The organism is Pseudomonas sp. UBA6562, assembly GCF_002434265.1.
In the GTDB taxonomy this organism is placed as follows: domain Bacteria; phylum Pseudomonadota; class Gammaproteobacteria; order Pseudomonadales; family Pseudomonadaceae; genus Aquipseudomonas.
In genome coordinates this window covers 571,500-590,164 of record NZ_DJJS01000007.1, presented here as the reverse complement: position 1 = coordinate 590,164, position 18,665 = coordinate 571,500, and the positions used below count along the sequence as shown (strand labels likewise).

General features: G+C 65.6%; 12 protein-coding genes and 1 pseudogene. 6 read left to right on the top strand and 7 right to left on the bottom strand.

Going from position 1 to position 18,665, the window contains the following annotated elements; genetic code table 11:
• Nucleotides 1-24: 24 nt before the first annotated feature.
• From B4M43_RS14635 to B4M43_RS14625, 3 genes are all read left to right on the top strand, one after another.
• Nucleotides 25-1,728 (top strand): glutamine--tRNA ligase/YqeY domain fusion protein, encoded by a 1,704-nt coding sequence (locus B4M43_RS14635; RefSeq protein ID WP_296268153.1) that lies wholly within the window; start codon nt 25-27, stop codon nt 1,726-1,728.
• A gap of 9 nt (nt 1,729-1,737) precedes the next feature.
• Nucleotides 1,738-3,120: a cysteine--tRNA ligase gene (gene cysS / locus B4M43_RS14630; RefSeq protein ID WP_296268152.1), complete on the top strand. Its 1,383-nt coding sequence runs from the start codon at nt 1,738-1,740 to the stop codon at nt 3,118-3,120.
• A 186-nt stretch (nt 3,121-3,306) separates the two neighbouring features.
• Entirely contained in the window at nt 3,307-4,020 is a 714-nt protein-coding gene (locus B4M43_RS14625) for an IclR family transcriptional regulator (protein WP_296268151.1), read from the top strand.
• Nucleotides 4,021-4,176: 156 nt separating this feature from the next.
• Here the strand turns inward: B4M43_RS14625 and B4M43_RS14620 are convergent, their stop codons facing one another.
• Together B4M43_RS14620 and B4M43_RS14615 are read right to left on the bottom strand one after the other, a co-directional pair.
• Nucleotides 4,177-5,505 carry an MFS transporter gene (locus tag B4M43_RS14620; protein WP_296268150.1) on the bottom strand — a complete coding sequence of 443 codons (1,329 nt, stop codon included), beginning with the start codon at nt 5,503-5,505 and terminating at the stop codon, nt 4,177-4,179.
• A gap of 86 nt (nt 5,506-5,591) precedes the next feature.
• Entirely contained in the window at nt 5,592-6,569 is a 978-nt protein-coding gene (locus B4M43_RS14615) for a hydroxyacid dehydrogenase (protein ID WP_296268407.1), read from the bottom strand.
• Nucleotides 6,570-6,807: 238 nt separating this feature from the next.
• Between B4M43_RS14615 and B4M43_RS14610 the strand changes: the two genes are divergently transcribed.
• Nucleotides 6,808-7,482, top strand: a complete 675-nt coding sequence (locus B4M43_RS14610; protein ID WP_296268149.1) for an RraA family protein — start codon at nt 6,808-6,810, stop codon at nt 7,480-7,482.
• A 102-nt stretch (nt 7,483-7,584) separates the two neighbouring features.
• Complete coding sequence (locus B4M43_RS14605) at nt 7,585-8,766, top strand: MFS transporter (protein ID WP_296268406.1); 1,182 nt, start codon at nt 7,585-7,587, stop codon at nt 8,764-8,766.
• A gap of 165 nt (nt 8,767-8,931) precedes the next feature.
• Here the strand turns inward: B4M43_RS14605 and B4M43_RS21175 are convergent, their stop codons facing one another.
• Both B4M43_RS21175 and B4M43_RS21170 read right to left on the bottom strand, forming a co-directional pair.
• Complete coding sequence (locus tag B4M43_RS21175; RefSeq protein ID WP_414707856.1) at nt 8,932-9,687, bottom strand: methyl-accepting chemotaxis protein; 756 nt, start codon at nt 9,685-9,687, stop codon at nt 8,932-8,934.
• Between the two features lie 102 nt (nt 9,688-9,789).
• Nucleotides 9,790-10,818 (bottom strand): annotated as a pseudogene (locus tag B4M43_RS21170) (HAMP domain-containing protein); the annotation flags it as partial.
• Nucleotides 10,819-11,470: 652 nt separating this feature from the next.
• On the opposite strand from B4M43_RS21170, the gene B4M43_RS14595 reads away from it, so the two are divergent.
• On the top strand, nt 11,471-12,790 hold the full coding sequence (locus B4M43_RS14595) for a Na+/H+ antiporter family protein (RefSeq protein ID WP_296268147.1): 1,320 nt from the start codon (nt 11,471-11,473) through the stop codon (nt 12,788-12,790).
• Nucleotides 12,791-12,793: 3 nt separating this feature from the next.
• Here B4M43_RS14595 and B4M43_RS14590 read toward each other — a convergent pair whose 3' ends face one another.
• The 3 genes from B4M43_RS14590 to B4M43_RS14580 all read right to left on the bottom strand — a co-directional run bounded on the left by B4M43_RS14590 (nt 12,794) and on the right by B4M43_RS14580 (nt 18,661).
• Nucleotides 12,794-13,798 carry a FecR family protein gene (locus B4M43_RS14590; protein ID WP_296268146.1) on the bottom strand — a complete coding sequence of 335 codons (1,005 nt, stop codon included), beginning with the start codon at nt 13,796-13,798 and terminating at the stop codon, nt 12,794-12,796.
• Nucleotides 13,799-14,066: 268 nt separating this feature from the next.
• On the bottom strand, nt 14,067-15,482 hold the full coding sequence (locus B4M43_RS14585) for an efflux transporter outer membrane subunit (RefSeq protein ID WP_296268145.1): 1,416 nt from the start codon (nt 15,480-15,482) through the stop codon (nt 14,067-14,069).
• Nucleotides 15,479-18,661 carry an efflux RND transporter permease subunit gene (locus B4M43_RS14580; protein ID WP_296268144.1) on the bottom strand — a complete coding sequence of 1,061 codons (3,183 nt, stop codon included), beginning with the start codon at nt 18,659-18,661 and terminating at the stop codon, nt 15,479-15,481. The genes B4M43_RS14585 and B4M43_RS14580 overlap by 4 nt, the downstream gene beginning before the upstream one ends.
• Nucleotides 18,662-18,665: the final 4 nt, after the last annotated feature.

Here is an 18,665-nt window from a genome sequence, read left to right as displayed (position 1 = left end):
CCGACACGTGCATTCAAGGATCCTATGAGCAAGCCCACTGCCGACCACGCGCCCAACGCTGCCGCCAAAGGCGCTCCCGTAGCCCCTGCGAACTTCCTGCGGCCCATCGTCCAGGCCGACCTGGACGCCGGCAAGCACGCCGGCATCGTCACCCGTTTCCCGCCAGAGCCCAACGGTTACCTGCACATCGGCCACGCCAAGTCGATCTGCGTCAACTTCGGCTTGGCGGAGGAATTCGGCGGCGCGTGCCATCTGCGCTTCGACGACACCAACCCGGCCAAGGAAGACCAGGAATACATCGACGCCATCCAGCGCGACGTCAAGTGGCTGGGCTTCGAGTGGGCCGGCAAGGTGCGCTACGCCTCCGACTACTTCGGCCAGTTGCACGAGTGGGCGGTCGAGCTGATCAAGCGCGGCAAGGCCTACGTCTGCGACCTGACCCCCGAGCAAGCCAAGGAATACCGTGGCAACCTGGTCGAGCCGGGCAAGAACAGCCCGTTCCGCGAACGCAGCGTCGAAGAGAACCTCGACCTGTTCGCGCGCATGAAGGCCGGCGAGTTCAAGGATGGCGAGCGCGTGCTGCGCGCCAAGATCGACATGGCCTCGCCGAACATGAACCTGCGCGACCCGATCCTCTATCGCATTCGCCACGCGCACCATCACCAGACGGGCGACGCCTGGTGCATCTACCCCAACTATGACTTCACCCATGGCCAGTCCGACGCCATCGAAGGCATCACCCACTCCATCTGCACCCTGGAGTTCGAAGGCCATCGCCCGCTGTACGACTGGTTCCTGGACAACCTGCCGGTGCCGGCGCGCCCGCGCCAGTACGAGTTCAGCCGCCTGAACCTGAACTACACCATCACCTCCAAGCGCAAGCTCAAGCAGCTGGTCGACGAAAACCACGTCGAGGGCTGGGACGATCCGCGCATGTCGACGCTATCGGGCTACCGCCGCCGCGGCTTCACCCCGGCGTCGATCCGCAACTTCTGCGACATGATCGGCACCAACCGTTCCGATGGCGTGGTCGACATGTCGATGCTCGAATTCAGCATCCGCGACGACCTGGACCGCACCGCGCCGCGCGCCATGTGCGTGCTGCGCCCGCTGAAGGTGGTCATCACCAACTACCCCGAAGGCCAGGTCGAGCAACTGGAGCTGGCGCGCCACCCCAAGGAAGACATGGGCGTGCGTACGCTGCCGTTCGCCCGCGAACTGTACATCGACCGCGACGACTACATGGAAACCCCGCCCAAGGGCTACAAGCGCCTGGAGCCGGCCGGCGAAGTGCGTCTGCGCGGCAGCTACGTGATCCGCGCCGACGAAGCGATCAAGGACGCCGATGGCAACATCGTCGAGCTGCGTTGCTCGTACGACCCGGATACACTCGGCAAGAACCCCGAAGGGCGCAAGGTCAAAGGCGTGATCCACTGGGTGCCGGCCGCGGCCAGCGTCGAGTGCGAAGTGCGCCTGTACGACCGCCTGTTCCGTTCGGCCAATCCTGAAAAGACCGAAGACGGCGGCACCTTCCTCGACAACATCAACCCCGACTCGCTGCAAGTGCTCAGCGGTTGCCGCGCCGAGCCGTCGCTGGCCCAGGCCCAGGCCGAAGACCGCTTCCAGTTCGAGCGCGAAGGTTATTTCTGCGCCGACCTCAAGGACAGCCAGCCGGGCCGTCCCGTGTTCAACCGCACCGTCACCCTGCGTGACTCCTGGGGCAGCTGAGGAACCGTCGTGCTTACCGTCTACAACACCCTGAGCAAGCAGAAAGAAGTCTTCAAACCGCTCGACGGCAACAACGTGCGCATGTACGTGTGCGGCATGACCGTGTACGACTACTGCCACCTGGGCCACGGCCGCAGCATGGTGGCCTTCGACCTGGTCACGCGCTGGCTGCGCAAGAGCGGCTATGCGCTGACCTACGTGCGCAACATCACCGACATCGACGACAAGATCATCAACCGCGCCAACCAGAACGGCGAGCGCTTCGATGAACTGACCGCACGCATGATCGACGCCATGCACGAGGACGAACGCCGTCTCAACATCCTGCCGCCGGACCAGGAGCCGCGTGCCACCGACCATATCCCCGGCATGCACGCGATGATCCAGACCCTGATCGACAAGGGCTATGCCTACGCACCGGGCAACGGCGACGTGTACTACCGCGTCGGCAAGTTCGTCGGCTACGGCAAGCTGTCGCGGCGCAAGGTCGAAGACCTGCGCATCGGCGCGCGCATCGAAGTCGGCGAGGCCAAACAGGACCCGCTCGACTTCGTGCTATGGAAGGGCGTCAAGCCCGGCGAGCCGAGCTGGGAGTCGCCATGGGGGCCGGGGCGTCCGGGCTGGCACATCGAGTGCTCGGTGATGTCGACCTGCTGCCTGGGCGAGAGCTTCGACATCCACGGCGGCGGCAGCGACCTGGAGTTCCCGCACCATGAGAACGAGATCGCCCAGAGCGAAGCGGCCACCGGCAAGCCGTACGCCAACGCCTGGATGCACTGCGGCATGATCCGCATCAATGGCGAGAAGATGTCCAAGTCGTTGAACAACTTCTTCACCATCCGCGACGTGCTCGACAAGTACCATCCCGAGGTGGTGCGCTATCTGCTGGTCGCCAGCCACTATCGCAGCGCGATCAACTATTCCGAAGACAGTCTGCGCGACGCCAAGGCCGCCCTGGAGCGGTTCTACCATGCCCTGCGCGGGCTGCCGCGGATGGCGCCGGCCGGTGGCGAGGCGTTCGTCGAACGCTTCACCCTGGCGATGAACGACGACTTCGGCACCCCCGAAGCCTGCGCTGTGTTGTTCGACCTGGTCCGCGAAATCAACCGCCTGCGCGAGAGCGACCCTGATGCCGCCGCTGGGCTGGCCGGGCGTCTGCGCGAGCTGGGCGACGTGCTGGGTGTGCTGCAGCTGGAGGCCGACGATTTCCTGCGCGCAGGTGCCGAAGGCAAGGTCGACGCCGCCGAAGTGGAAGCGCTGATCCAGGCGCGCCTGCAAGCGCGCAGCGAGAAGAACTGGGCCGAGTCTGACCGCATTCGCGACCAGATCACGGCCATGGGCGTGGTGCTGGAAGACAGCAAAGGCACCACCACCTGGCGCCTGGCGGACTGATCGATCGGCGGAGGGCGGCCCTAACCACCAGGGCCGCCGGACGGCCATGCCGCTGACGCGCTTCGCGCATTGGCATCGTGTGCAACTGGCCGAGCCGGTCAGCCACACGCGCTCAATGCCGCCCCCTCATTTCCTTTTTCTCGGCCCCGAGTCCCCAGGGGCTGCAAGCCTTAGAAGGTATTCGCAATGGTAAAAGCGCGACCGCGCCCGGCGGTGAATGGTGTGGCCTCGGCCGATCGGGTGCTCACTGTCCTGACGGCCTTCCAAATGGGTGACACGGCGCTGAGCCTGGTGGACCTCGCCGAGCGCACCGGGCTGATCAAGAGCACCATCATGCGCCTGATGGTGTCGCTCGAAACCCACGGTTTCATCACGCGTATGGCCGACGGCCGCTATCAGTTGGCCAGCGAGGTGATGCGCCTCAACGCCGTCTACCAGGAAGCGCTGGATCTAGAGCGGCACGTGATGCCCAGGCTGCACCACCTGTCGCAACAGACGGGCGAAACGGCCTCCTTCTATGTCCGGCACGGTGCCTACCGGATGTGCCAATACCGGGTCAATTCGCCACACAGCCTGCGCCTGAACCTGCAACCCGGCGACATGCGTCCCATGGACGAAGCCGCAGGCGCGCAGGCTCTGAGGGCCAACTATGCGGCCGGTATGGCGCTCGAAAAGCCTTATTATTCGCGCGGTGCCACCGACCCGCATGCCGCTTCGATGGCCTTGCCCATCTATGGTGCCCAGCAAGAGCTGATGGGGGCGCTGGTGGTGTCCGGTCCGGCCAGCCGCCTCACGGAAGAGACGGCGCACACCTTGCGCGAGGTGTTTTTCGACACCGCGCGCGATCTGATGCGCAGCTTGGGCTGCAAGATCGAAGAGGGCGCAGCGTCTGTGAAGTGACGCCGCAGGTGGGTGCAGGCTCAGCAGTTGCTGGCTTGCATGCGACGTTGCCGACGCCAGCTCCATGCCCGCGGGGTCAGGCAATCGGCTTGGGTCGGCGGGTATGCATCGGTTCCTGCCCATGCAACGGCTGGGCAGGAACGATGTGCGGGAGCGTTACTTGGCCACGGCAGCGTGGGCCGCTTGGGCCTGTTCTTGCTGGCGCTTGCGCCCGATGATCAGTACCAGTACGCCTGCCAAGGTGCACAGCGCAGCCAGCGGCATGAGTGCGATGGCGTAGCTACCGGTGGCGTCGTGGATGGCGCCATAGGCGTTGACCATCAGGCCGCCGCCGATCAGGTTCGCCAACGCGCCGACGGCCGCAAGGCCCGCAGCGGCCGTCGAGGACGACAGCCAGCCCGACACCAGCGCCCAGAACGGACCTTTCATGGAGTAGGCGCCGATCAGCACCATGCTCAGCATCAGCACGGTAGCGGGCAGGGACGAGGTGAAGAGGGTCATCAGCAGGCCAGCCGCGATCAGCAGCATGGTCATCGCCGTGTGCCAGCGGCGTTCACCGGTGCGATCGGAGCTGCGGCCCCAGATCACCATCATCACCGACGCCAGGCCATAGGGGATGGCGTTGACCAGGCCGATCTCCATCGAACTGAGTCCGAAGGTCTTCAGCAGTTGTGGCGCCCACACGCTCATGGTGCTGCCGGCAGCCGATGCGCCCGAGTAGATCAGGGCCAGCAACCAGATGTCCTTGTGCCGCAGCAGTTTCCACAGCGAGATGTGGCCGATCGCGGTTTTCTTCGCCGATTCTTCGGACAGGCGCTGGATCAACCAGCTGCGCTGCTCGTCAGTCAGCCACTTGGCTTGCTCGGGCCGATCGGTCAGCACGAACAGACAAGCAACGCCGAGCAGTACGGCAGGGATGCCTTCGATGATGAACAGCCAGTGCCAACCGCGCATGCCCAGCCAACCGTCGAGGCTCAACAGCAGGCCGGAGAGCGGCGAGCCGATGAAGTTGGCCGCCGGGATCGCGACCATGAAGATCGCCACCATGCGTGCGCGGTAGGCGGCGGGTAGCCAGTAGGTGAGGTAGAGCAGCACGCCTGGGAAGAATCCAGCCTCGGCCGCACCGAGCAGAAAGCGCATGACGTACAGCGAGTTCGCACCACCTACGAAGGCGGTGCCGGCGGAGATGATGCCCCAGGTGATCATGATCCGAGCGATCCAGATGCGCGCGCCGTAGCGCTGCATGGCCAGGTTGCTCGGCACCTCGACCAGGAAGTAGGCGAAGAAGAACAGGCTGCTGGCGAAACCGAAGACCTTGGCGGTGAGGCCAAGGTCTTCGTTCATCTGCAAAGAGGCCATGCCGATGTTGCCACGGTCGATAATGGCGATCAGATAGCAGACGATCAGGAACGGCAGGATACGCCAGGCGACGCGACGCATGGTGGCGCGCTCGAGTTCGCTGACGGGGGGAGTGGTCGCAGTCATGGGGCGCTCCAATTGTTATTTTTTCTGGAGTTACGCGGATCTGGGTTGGGGCTTTTTTCGGCAAAGCCCGGCCGTACGGCGAAAGGCTAGTTGTTCAGCAGTTGGCGGTTGACCACGCAGCGCGGGTCGAGCGGCTCGCCTGCCCAGACCGCGAATACCTGCTGCAACGCGAGCAGACCTACGCGGTCGCGCGCCGCCGAGGTGTTGGCGCCGACGTGCGGCGTGGCGACCAAGGTCGGCAAGCTCCACAACGGGCTGTCGGCCGGCGGCGGCTCTGGCTCGAAGGTGTCCAGCCCGGCGCCGGCAAGCTGGCCCGAGCGTAGGGCCTCGACCAGTGCCGCGGTGTCGACCAGTTCGCCACGGGCCGTGTTGATGAGGATGCTACCCGGGCGCATACGGGCGAACTGGGCGGCGCCCATGAGGTGGCGGTTGGTCTCGGTCAGGGGGCAATGGAGGCTGATGATATCGCTTTCGCCGAGGAGTCGGTCGAAATCGGTTTCCCGCTCGACATGGGCACGCTCAGGCAGTTGTCCCAGGAACGGGTCGTAAACCTTGACCTTCATCTGCAAGGGCGCCACGAGGTCCATCAGCACGCTGCCGATCGAACCCAGGCCGACCAGCCCGAGCGTCTTGCCGAACAGCTCTACGCCATTGGCCGACGCTTTGTCCCAGTGCCCGGCGCGCATGCGCGCGTCGAGCGATGCCGTTTGCCGCGCCACGCTGAAGAGCAGGGCGAAGGCGTGTTCGGCGACCGACTGCGCATTGGCCCCGACCGCGATGGTCACGGGAATGCCACGCGCGGCGGCGGCCTGAATGTCGATGGTGTTGTAGCCCACGCCGTGCTTGGCGATCACCTTCAGGTTGGAGGAGGCAGCGATCATCGATGCGTTGAGTTCGCCCTGGCGGACGATGATCGCGTCGGGCTGCTCGGCGCGAATGATCGCCTCGAGCTCGGCGGCGGGCAGGTAGGGCGCAGTGGGAACCACACGCACGCCCTGGTCGGCGGCCAAGCGCATGGCGTCGGGTGCGAGCTCGGGCCCGGTCAGCAGAACGGTCTTGGTCATGCTCATGGTCGTATGCCTTGTTCTTGTGGTTGGAGCATCTACGCCACACGCGGCGGCGAGTTGAGCAAACACTAACCATATTGAAACGACGTTGCAATAAGCAAAAACCAATCCTGTTGTAGAAGCTTGAAAGTGTAGTTAAGAGGCGTTGCAATGGTTTAAATGAAATGCCATTCTGAAAAAACAAAAAAGGGGCAGGCTTACTGCTCACCTACGACACCAGCAAGAGGTTGGTCACATGAGCATTGGATTCAGAGTTCTGCAGCGTGCCCGTAAAGTCGACGCCGAATGGGTCGCCCGCTACCGTGACGTGCCAGTGGCCAATATCAGCGATTCGATGAACCGCATGACCGCCGGCGGCGCACGCATCCGCCCCATGCACCGCGCCGGTGTGCTGGCGGGTGCGGCATTGACGGTCAAGGCGCGCCCGGGCGACAACCTGATGCTGCATTACGCCTTGGATATCGCCGAACCCGGCGACGTGGTGGTGGTGGATGCCGGCGGTGACCTGTCCAACGCCCTGATCGGCGAGATGATGGTCGCGTACGCCATCAAGCGCGGCGTGGCCGGAATCGTCATCAATGGCGCGATCCGCGATGCTGGCACCCTCGGTGCCGGTGATTTTCCGTTGTTCGCGGCGGGTATCTCCCATCGCGGCCCCTACAAGGACGGTCCAGGCGAGATCAACGTGCCCATCGCCATCGACGGCATGGTGATCGAGCCCGGCGATCTGGTCATCGGTGACGACGACGGCCTGCTGTGCGTCCCGTTCGATCAGGTGGGCGAGGTATACGACCGTGCCGCGGCCAAGCATGCCGCCGAACAGAAACAACTCGACCAGATAGCCCAGGGCACCAACGACCGGACCTGGGTCCTGGCCTCGCTGAAAGCCAAAGGCTGCCTGTTGCCTTGACCTGCGCGCAGTTGCGCGGCTGGGCCGAGCGGTCGCCGTACCCACAGGAGTAGCGCTTTGCCCGATCCACACCGCGTCCCCGTACGCGCCTGGCCCGCCCCCGTGCGGGCTTTGGCGCATCCGGCCTTCCAGATCTATTTCACCGGCCAGGCGGTGTCGACCCTCGGCAAGTGGGTGCAGCAGGTCGCCCTGGCCTGGCTGGCCTATCATCTGACCGATTCGCCTACGCTGCTCGGCGTGATCGCTTTCGTCACCCTGGCGCCGCAGTTGCTGATCGGCCCCATCGCCGGCGCCTGGACCGACCGCCATGACAAGCGCCGCCTGCTGATCGCGGTGCAGACGTTGCTGGCCCTGCAGTCGCTGGCCTTGGCCGGCTTGGCCTATGCCCACCTGTTGAATGCGTCGAGCCTGGTCGGCATGGCCTTGCTGCTGGGCCTGCTCAACGCCTTCGAAACGCCGCTGCGCCAGGCGTTGATCGGCAGCTTCGTCGCCGACCCGGCCGACCTGCCCAATGCCTTGGTACTCAACGCCATGCTGATCAACGCAGCGCGCTTCGTCGGCCCGCCGCTGGCCGGCGCGCTGATCGCCTGGGCGGGCGAGGCGTTGTGCTTTCTGCTCACGGCGCTGGCGTTTTCTGCGCTGCTGGTAGGCCTGCTCAAGGTGCGCGGCAGCCCTGCCAGCAAAGCCAGCGGCTCGACCCGCGAGGTCTTTCGCGAAGGCCTGCGCTACCTGTGGTGCACGCTCGATGTGCGGCACCTGATGGTCAGCGTGGTGGTGGTCAATGTCCTGGCCTCGTGCTACACGGCGCTGCTGCCGGTGCTGGCCAAGTCGGTGTACCAGGGAGATGCGCGGACCCTGGGCTGGCTGTGGGGCGCTGCCGGCGCAGGGGCATTCGTCGCCACGCTGGTGCTGGCCTTTAGCGGTTCGTCTTCGCGCCTGCGAAGGTTCATCACCGCCGGTGCCGTGCTCTGCGCAGCAGGCCTGCTGGGCTTGGCGGCACCTGGGCCGTTGCCGGTGGCACTGCTGGCGCTGGGCGCGCTGGGCTTCGGCATCACGGTGAGCAACGTCAGCACCAACATGCAATTGCAGAGTGGGGCACCGAGCGCTTTGCGCGGCAGGGTGGTGTCGTTCTACATCGCCCTGCGCTTTGGCTTCGAAGCGATCGGTGGTCTGCTGGCGGGCGCTGTGGCTGCCCAGGTGGGCGCGTCGCTGACCTTGGGGTTGGCCGGCGGGATGTTGCTGGTGGTGACGGTCGCGCGCGAAATCGCCAGGCGGCGGCGCTAGCACGCCAGGGCAACGGCTGGAGCGGGGCGGCGCACGCCTCGCGGGCCAACCGCCAAATCCCATGCGAGGGTAATGCACGGTCATGGCAACTGCGCTGACCAAGGCGCTGCCAACGCCGTGCATCGGGCACGGCCAGCAAGGCCGGCCGTACCGTCTACCAAGCCCCTAGACGCGGAACTGATCCATCAACCCCTGCTGCTGATTCGCCAACTGGTTCAACGACTGGCTGACCCGCGCCGATTCGTTGGCCTGCCCCGACAGCGACTCGGTCACGTCGCGGATGGTGGCGATGTTGCTGTTGATCTCTTCGGCCACGGCGCTTTGCTCTTCCGCAGCGCTGGCGATTTGCAGGTTCATGTCGGTGATGACCGATACCGCATGGCCGATCCGTTGCAGCGCAGCCGCAGCGGCAGACACCTGTTCCACGCCCCCTTGAGCCTGTTGATGGCCGCCTTGCATGGCACCGACCACCTCCTGGGTGCCGGCTTGCAGGGCTTCGATCACCTGGCGCGTTTCTTCGACCGACTCCTGGGTCCTTCGGGCCAGGTTGCGCACCTCGTCGGCCACCACGGCGAAGCCGCGACCCGCTTCGCCCGCGCGGGCCGCTTCGATGGCGGCGTTGAGGGCGAGCAGGTTGGTCTGTTCGGCAATCGAGCGGATCACTTCGAGCACCGAGCCGATCTTGTCGCTGTTCTGTGCCAACCCCGCCACCTGGGCCATGGCCGTACTCATGTCGGCGGCCAGGTGGTCGATGCTTTGCGTGGTGCGTTCGATCACCGTCAAGCCTTCGCGGGTAGCCTGGTCGGCATCGCGCGCCGCTTGCGCCGCCTGGGCCGCGCTGCGGGCGACGTCCTGGGCGGTGGCGCTCATTTCGTGGGAGGCCGTGGCGGCCTGGTCGACCTGGCGGTACTGCTGTTCCATGCCGGCGCTGGTCTGGCTGGCGATGGCCGCCGACTGGTCGGCGGTGCCGCGTGCGGCCTGCACCGAGGCCTTCACCTCGGCGATGGTCGGTTGCAGCTTGTCGAGGAAACGGTTGAACCAGCCGGCCAGCTCGCCCAGTTCGTCGCGCTTGTCGTAGGTCAAGCGGCGGGTGAGGTCGCCTTCGCCGCTGGCGATGTCCTTGAGCCTGGCCGCGACGCCCAGGATCGGACGGGTCACACCGCGCGCCAGCAGCCAGACCAGCAGCAGACCGGCGATGGCCGCGGCGATGCCGAGGGCCAATTGCAGCAGCATGCCCTCACGGTTGAGGGTGTCGAGCTCGCTCTTCAGGCTTTCGGCAGGTGCGGTCAGCACGCTTTTGGGCAGGTCCAGCAAGACGCCCCAGCGTTTGCTGCCGGGTACCGGTTCGAAGCTGGTCAGCACCTTGAGCCGGTGCTCGTGTTCGACCACCTGCTGCGCCTGGCCCTGACCTAGAGTGCGCACCAGCTCTGCGCCTTGCGCCGGGTCGACCTGCTCATAGCGCTGCGAAAGCTTGCTGGCGTCGGCGCTGTAGCCAGCCAGCAACCCGGCCGGGCTGAGAATGCCGACCGTGGTGCGGCCCTCGTAGAGGCCGGCGCTGGCACGTTCGCTGATGGCTTGCAGGCTGTTGAGGTTGATGTCGGTGGACAACGTACCGATGGCCTTGCCGTTCTCCATCAGCGGGAAGACGATGCTGGTCATCAGCACCTGTTGGCCGTCGATGGCATAGAAGTAGGGTTCGCTGATGCACACCTTGGCCGTGCTGCGGGGGCAGACCCACCAGGTGTTGGCCGGCTCGCCGCTCGGGCCGATGCTGGTGTCGGCCATGTCCCGCTCGGGCAAGGCCATGGCGGTGAGCTGGCCGGGGCGCGGTTGCGACCAGTACAACGCGAAACGGCCGTCGGCGTTGCTGCCCAAAGCCTCCTGACCGGCGAACTGGCTGTCTTGGCGGTCGAGGGCATTGGGCTCGAAGACCAGCGAAAAGCCGAGCAGGTCGGGGTTGCCTTGCAAGGCCTTGTGCACTTGGTCGGTCAGGTCCTGGCGCAGGTCGCGGGCGTCGAACTGACGCTTGCGCGCCTGCTCGCGCACGAACATCACCTGGCGCGCGACGCCGGCGCCGTACTGATAGGCGTCCATGAACTGGCGGCGCACGTTCAGGCCCTGGGCCTCGCTCTGCGCTTCCAGCCGCGCCTGGGCGACCTTGCCCAGCATCTGCATGCTGCTGGCTTCGACCAGGCCGGCGCTGGCGTTCATACGATACAGCGATAGGCCGACCAGCAACGTGACGATGCTGGCCAGGCACAAGCCGGCCAGCAGGGTGATCTTCCATTGGATGGACAATTGACGCAGCGGCATGAGGCACTCTCTTGGAATCGGTTCTAGTTCTGGACGACACCACCCGCGTAATCCCGTGGCGCTGCCACGCACTCCTGCCCGGGCGCCTTGCGTGAAGGCGCGCCCTGCAAGCGCCCGGCTTGATCCCTCCAGCCTGGCGTCGGCCCGCGGGTCCGTCGTTGGTTTCCTGGGCTCGCAACTGCATCGGCGGTGCCCAGTTTTTCTTTATCCAAGCGTTCAAGAAAAACCTGGCGGGCGGGCGAGCCGTGGGCTGCGTCGCTTTGACAAGCGGGCGGGGCTGCTTCAGAGTGTGCGCCCTCCAAGAACAACCATCCTTTCGTACCGGCCCTGCCTTAGGCAGCCTGGCGCCGGTGCGCTCGCTTTCGTCTGTCGCAACGAGGTACTCGAAGAAATGAATGCAGTCATTGCCGCGGTCGGCGTCATGCTGGTCCTGAGCCTGTCCCGTGTGCACGTGGTCATCGCGTTGATCATCGGCGCCCTGACCGGTGGGCTGGTCGGGGGGCTGGGCATCGAAGGCACGCTGCAAGCCTTCAACACCGGCCTGGGCGGCGGCGCGACGGTGGCGTTGTCCTACGCCTTGCTCGGCGCGTTCGCCGTGGCCATCGCCAAGTCGGGTCTGGCCCACGCGTTGGCCGACCGCGCGCTGGCGATGTTCGATCGCCAGGGGCAGGCCGAAGGCGGCAAGGTCAAGTGGCTGCTGATCGGGCTGCTGCTGGTGGTATCGGTGGCGTCGCAGAACATCCTGCCGATCCACATCGCCTTCATTCCGCTGCTGGTCCCGCCGCTGTTGTATGTGCTGACCCGACTGCGCATCGACCGGCGAATGATCGCCTGCGTGATCACCTTCGGCTTGATCACGCCCTATATCTTCCTGCCGGTGGGCTTCGGCCACATCTTCCTCAATCAGATCCTGCTGGCCAACGTCAGCCGCGCCGGAGTCGACGTCAGTGGCATCAACGTCACCCATGCCATGGCCCTGCCTGCGGCTGGCATGCTCTTCGGCCTGCTGGTGGCGGTGTTCGTCAGCTACCGGCGCAAGCGCGACTATGACTTGGCACGCATCGAGCAGGTCGAGCAGGTCAGCGTGCAGTACAACCCTTTGACCTTGCTGGTGGCCGGGCTGGCCATTCTGGCCGCGTTCGTGGTGCAGCTGTGGCTGGATTCGATGATCATCGGCGCGATGGTCGGCTTTTTGATCTTCTCGCTATCGGGCATCGTGCGCTGGAAAGACACCGACGACCTGTTCACCGAAGGCATGAAGATGATGGCCATGATCGGCTTTATCCTGATTTCCTCGTCGGGCTTTGCCGAAGTGATCAAAAGCACCGGCGAAGTGAAGTCGCTGGTCGAGGCCGCGGCCCAGTGGATCGACCACAGCAAGGGCATCGGCGCGCTGTTGATGCTGTTGGTGGGGTTGCTGGTGACCATGGGCATCGGTTCGTCGTTCTCGACCGTGCCGATCCTGGCGGCGATCTTCGTGCCGCTGTGCCTGCAACTGGGCTTCGACCCGCTGGCCACGGTGTGCATCGTCGGTACGGCAGGGGCCTTGGGCGACGCCGGTTCCCCCGCCTCGGACTCGACCCTGGGGCCGACCTCGGGCCTGAACGTCGACGGCCAGCACCACCACATCTGGGACACCGTGGTCCCGACCTTCCTGCATTACAACCTGCCGTTGCTGGCCTTCGGCTGGCTGGCGGCGATGGTGCTGTAAGGCTCAGCCGCGCGGTGGCGGCAGGGCGATGCGGTTGAGCACGGTGCCGCCATCCTTGCTGCGGGTCAGGTAGACCGGCAGCACCTTGGGCAACATGGCCACCAGGCGCTCGACCTCGCCGGTGTTGTACACGCCGCTGATGCGGATCTTGCCGGTGCTGTCGTCGGCGACGCGCAGCGGCTTGTCGAGGTAGCGGCTGATGATGGGCAGGGCCTGTTGCAGGCTGAGGTCGTCCAGCACCAGCTTGCCGCTGCGCCAGGCCAGGCTGCGTTCGTAGTCGTCGTTCTGCGCCAGTTGCGGCTCGAAGTCGCCCTTGCGGTAGGTGGCCTGCATGCCGGGGCTGAGGCGATAACCGTCGTCGCCGTCGCTGCTGACCAGCACCGAGCCCTGTACCAACGTGACCTTGACCTGGTCCTGATATTTCCACACGTTGAACTGCGTGCCGGTGACGCGGGTATGACCGCGCCCGGCCTGCACGATGAACGGGTGTTCGCTGTCGTGGGCGACCTTGAAGAAGGCTTCGCCTTCGACCAGCACCACCTTGCGCTGGTCCTTGAAGTTGAAATACCGCAACTCGGTGTGCAGGTTCAACTCGACCTGGCTGCCGTCGCTCAACTGCACCGTCTGCCGGGTAGCGCCGCTGCTCAGGTGCTGGTAGCTGTTGGGCAGCAGTCCTTGCTCCCAGCCGAACCAACCGGCAACGGGCAGGGCCAGCAGAGCGCAGGCGAAGGCGGGCGCAAAGCGACGCAGGCGATAGCGCAGCGGCGGACGACGGTAGGGCGGGTTGTAGACCAGATGGGTCTGGCTGCGCGGTACATGCTCGACGTTCTGCCAGATCGCGCCAATGGCCTTGTACTCCTCGGCATGCCGGGGATCGGCCGCCAACCACTGCGCGAACGCCTGGCGTTCGGCTTCGGTGCAGTCGTCGGCATGCAGGCGCATGCACCAGTGCGCGGCGGCATCGGTGATCGCATCGGGGTCATTTGGGGGCAGGCGTTCGTGGTTCATCGGCGCTCCGGATTTTGCGCATTCTAACCCCGACGGCCCCCGTGCGAGAACCGGGATAATGGCGAACCACTATCAGATGCGATTTTTCTGCTGGGTTGCACAACCCGTTGTCGCTCACCGCCACCTTGCATGGCAGCCGAAATGGAGGGTGCCTGCGCGATGCGCAGGCGAACGGTCGTATGCAGTCCTCGTGGTCGTCAGGGGCCGAACACAGCGGCCCTTCGAACCTTGCAATAGGGGCATCGCCATTGACGCACCCCTTTCGCATTCAGCGGGCGCTGGCCACCACCGTCGGCTCCCAGCCCCCACCCAGGGCTTTGTAGATGTCGACGATGCCCTGGTACAGCTCGACCTCGCCCTGGGCCTGCGCATCCTCGGCCGCCAGGCGTTCGCGCTCGGCATCGAGCAGCACCAGATAATCGACACTGCCTTCGCGGTAGCGTATCGAGGCCAGCTCCGCAGCCTTGCGGCTGGCCTCGCTCTGGCGCACCAGGGCGCGCAGCCGCTGCTGACGCTTGCCGTAGTCGCTGAAGGCATTGGCCGACTCCTCCAAGGCCAGCAGCACCTGCTGCTCGTAGCTGGCCAGTGCGCCCTCGGCGTCGGCCTTGGCGCCGCGCAGGCGGGCGCGCACGCTGCCCAAGTCGAACGCCGCCCATTGAATGCTAGGCCCCAAGGCCCAGGCGTTGGCTGCGGCGCTGCCCAGTTGCGAGCCTCGCCCGGCGGTGAAACCAAGGAAGCCGCTGAGGCTGACCCGTGGGAACAGATCGGCTGTGGCCACGCCGACCGAGGCCGTGGCAGCGGCCAGTTCGCGCTCGGCGCGGCGGATGTCCGGGCGCCGGCGCAGCAGCTCGCCGGGGTCGCCCACCGGCAGGGTCTTGGCGATCGCCGGCAAAGCCCTGGGCGAGAGGTCGACGTTCAGCGCATCGGCACGTTGGCCGAGCAGGGTGGCGATGCGGTTGCTTGCCCGCGCCTGCTGCGCTTGCAATTGCGGCACCGTGGCTTCGACGCCGGCCAGGCGCGCCTCGGCGCGCATCACGTCCAGTTCGTTGCCCACGCCCGCATCGCGCAGCCGCTCGGTGAGCGAGCGCGACTGGCGTTGGTTGTCGAGGTTGTCGGTGGCGATGCGTTCGCGCAGTTGAGCACCACGCAGTTGGCCGTAGGCGTCGACCAGCTCCGCGATCAAACTGACCTGCAATTGTTGCAAGTCGGCGGCCGCGGCATCCTCACGGGCCTGGCTGGCTTCGATCTGCCGTTGGATGCGGCCGAACAGGTCAAGCTCCCAGGCCATGTCCAGGCCCAGGTCATAGCGCTCGATGTTGACCCGATCGTCGGTCTGCCCCGGAATCTGGCTTTTGCCCAGCTCGCTGCTGGCGCGGCTGGTGACCGTCGGTACGCGGTCCAGGCTGTCTTCTTCACGCAGCGAGCGCGCCGCCTTGAGCCGGGCGAACGCCACACGCAAGTCGCGGTTGCCGGCCAGCGAGACGCTGACCAACTGGTTCAGCACCGGGTCGTCGAACTGCCGCCACCAGGCGCTCTCGAACCGCGCGCGGTCCAGGCGCTGGCCTTGCAGTTGCGCGTCCAGCTGCGCCGGCACGGTATCCGGCGCGTGGTAGTCCGGGCCCACCGCACAGGCCGCCAGGGCCAGTGCCAACAAGCTCGGGGTCAGGGCTTTGAGTAGGTTCATGGCTGGCTCTCCAGGGCGACGGGGCGAACGGCGGCCTTGCGCGCCTCGCGACGTTCGACGAAACGGCGGATCAGGAAGAAGAACACCGGGGTCAGGAACAGGCCGAACAGCGTCACCCCGATCATCCCCGAGAACACCGCCACACCCATGGCATGGCGCATTTCGGCCCCGGCGCCGGACGACAGCACCAGCGGCACCACGCCCATGATGAAGGCGATCGAGGTCATCAGGATCGGCCGCAGGCGCAGACGGCAGGCTTCCAGCACGGCCGCCAGCGGGTCGAGGCCTTCGGCTTGCTTGTCCTTGGCGAACTCGACGATGAGGATGGCGTTCTTGCACGCCAGGCCCACCAGTACGATCAGGCCGATCTGGGTGAAGATGTTGTTGTCGCTACCGGCCAGCATCACCCCGGTGATGGCCGACAGCAGCGTCATCGGCACGATCAGGATCACCGCCAACGGCAGGCTCCAGCTTTCGTACTGCGCCGCCAGCACCAGGAACGCCAGCAGCACGCAGAGCGGGAACACCAGCAGCGCGGTATTGCCCGAGAGGATCTGCTGGTAGGTCAGGTCGGTCCATTCGAACACCATGCCATTGGGCAATTCCTGCTTGAGCAGCCGCTCGATCGCCGCTTCCGCTTGTCCGGAGCTGTAGCCGGGCGCCGCAGCGCCGTTGATCTCGGCGGTGATGAAGCCGTTGTAATGCATCACCCGGTCGGGGCCGGAGGTGTCGCTGACCTTGAGGAAGCTCGCCAGCGGGACCATCTCGCCACGGTCGTTGCGTACCTTGAGCTGGCCGATCTGCTCGGCATCGAGGCGGAACTGCTGCTCGGCCTGGACGTTGACCTGGTAGGTGCGGCCGAAACGGTTGAAGTCGTTGGCGTACAGCGAGCCCAGGTAGATCTGCAAGGTGTCGAAGATGTCGTTGATCGCCACGCCATGGGTCTTGGCTTTCTCACGGTCGATGGCGGCATCGACCTGCGGCACGTTGACCTGGTAGCTGGTGAACAGCCCGGCCAGTTCCGGCACGTCATGGCTCTTGGCGATGATGTTCTGGGTTTCGCGGTACAGCGCTTCGTAGCCCAGGTTGCCGCGGTCTTCGATCTGCAGGCGGAAGCCGCCGATGGTGCCCAGGCCCTGGACCGGTGGCGGTGGGAAGATGGCGATGTAGGCGTCTTCGATGTCGGCGAACTGGGCGTTGAGCGCGGCGGCGATGGCGGCGGCCGACTGGCTTGGGTCCTTGCGTTCGTCGAAGGGTTTCAGCGGCGTGAACACCACCCCGCTGTTGGGGCTGTTGGTGAACCCGTTGATCGATAGGCCCGGGAAGGCCACCGAGTCGGATACACCGGGTTGCTTCAAGGCGATTTCGCTCATGCGCTTGATGACGGCTTCCGTGCGGTCCAGGCTCGCCGCATCCGGCAGTTGCGCGAAGGCCACCAGGTACTGCTTGTCCTGCGCAGGCACGAAACCGGTGGGCGTCGAGGCGAAGCCCAGGTAGGTCAGGGCCATCAGCCCGGCATAGACGAACAGCGCGATGCCGCTGGAGCGGATGACCCGGCCCACGCCCGCTACGTAGCGCAGTGAGGCGCGCTCGAAGAAGCGGTTGAACGGGGCGAACAGCCAGCCGCCCAGCAAGCGCTCCAGCAGGCGCGAGAAGCGGTCCTTCGGCGCGTGGTGGTCCTTGAGCAGCACTGCGGCCAGGGCCGGCGACAGGGTTAGCGAGTTGAAGGCCGAGATCACCGTGGAAATGGCGATGGTCAGGGCGAACTGCTTGTAGAACTGGCCCGTCAGCCCGGAAATGAACGCCGCCGGCACGAACACCGCGCACAGCACCAGCGCCGTGGCGACGATGGGGCCTGTGACTTCGCCCATGGCTTTCTGTGTGGCTTCCATGGGCTTCAAGCCAAGGCCGATGTTGCGCTCGACGTTCTCCACCACCACGATCGCATCGTCCACCACGATGCCGATGGCCAGCACCAAGCCGAACAACGACAGCGCATTGAGCGAGAAGCCGAACAGGTGCATCACCGCGAAGGTGCCGATCAGCGACACCGGCACCGCCAGCAGCGGAATGATCGAGGCGCGCCAGGTCTGGAGGAACAGGATCACCACCAGCACCACCAGGATCAGCGCTTCGAACAGGGTATGCACCACCGCTTCGATGGAGCCGCGCACGAACACCGTGGGGTCGTAGACGATGCTGTAGTCCATGCCCTCGGGGAAATCTTTCTTCAGCTCGGCCATCTTCGCCCGTACCGCATCGGAGATGTCGATGGCGTTGGAGCCTGGACGCTGGAAGATCGGAATGGCCACGGCTGGCTGGTTGTTCAGCAGCGAACGCAGGGCGTACTGGCTCGAACCCAGCTCGACGCGGGCGACGTCTTTGAGGCGCGTGATCTCGCCGTTGGCGCCGGCGCGCACCACGATGTTCTCGAACTCTTCTTCGGTGATCAGGCGGCCTTGGGTATTGATCGACAGCTGGAAGCTGGTCGCGCCGGGCGCGGGCGGTGCGCCGAGCTGGCCGGCCGCGACCTGGCGGTTCTGCTCGCGGATGGCGGTGACCACGTCGCTGGCGGTCAGATTGCGCGAGGCGGTCTTGTTCGGGTCGAGCCAGACCCGCAGCGAGTAGTCGCCCATGCCGAACAACTGCACGTCGCCGATGCCGTTCAGCCGCGCCAGCTCGTCCTTGACGTTGAGGATGGCGTAGTTGGAGAGGTAGAGCATGTCGTAGCGCTGGTCGGGCGAGGTCAGGTGCACGACCATGGTCAGGTCGGGCGAGGCCTTGTCGACGGTGATGCCGATGCGCGTCACTTCTTCGGGCAACTTGGGCTGGGTGCGGGTCACGCGGTTCTGCACCTGCACTTGGGCATTGTCGAGGTCGGTGCCTAGGGCAAAGGTGATGGTCAGGGTCAGCTTGCCGTCGGCGGTGGACTGCGAGGACATGTACAGCATGTTCTCGACCCCGGTGATGGCTTGCTCCAAGGGCGACGCCACGGTTTCACCGATGACCTTGGGGTTGGCGCCAGGGAAGTTGGCGCGCACCACCACGGTCGGCGGCACCACTTCGGGGTATTCGCTGATCGGCAGCTGGAACAGCGCGATGCTGCCGGCGATCAGCAGGATCAACGACAGCACTGCGGCGAAGATCGGCCGGGTGATGAAAAAGCGGGAGAAGTTCATCGGT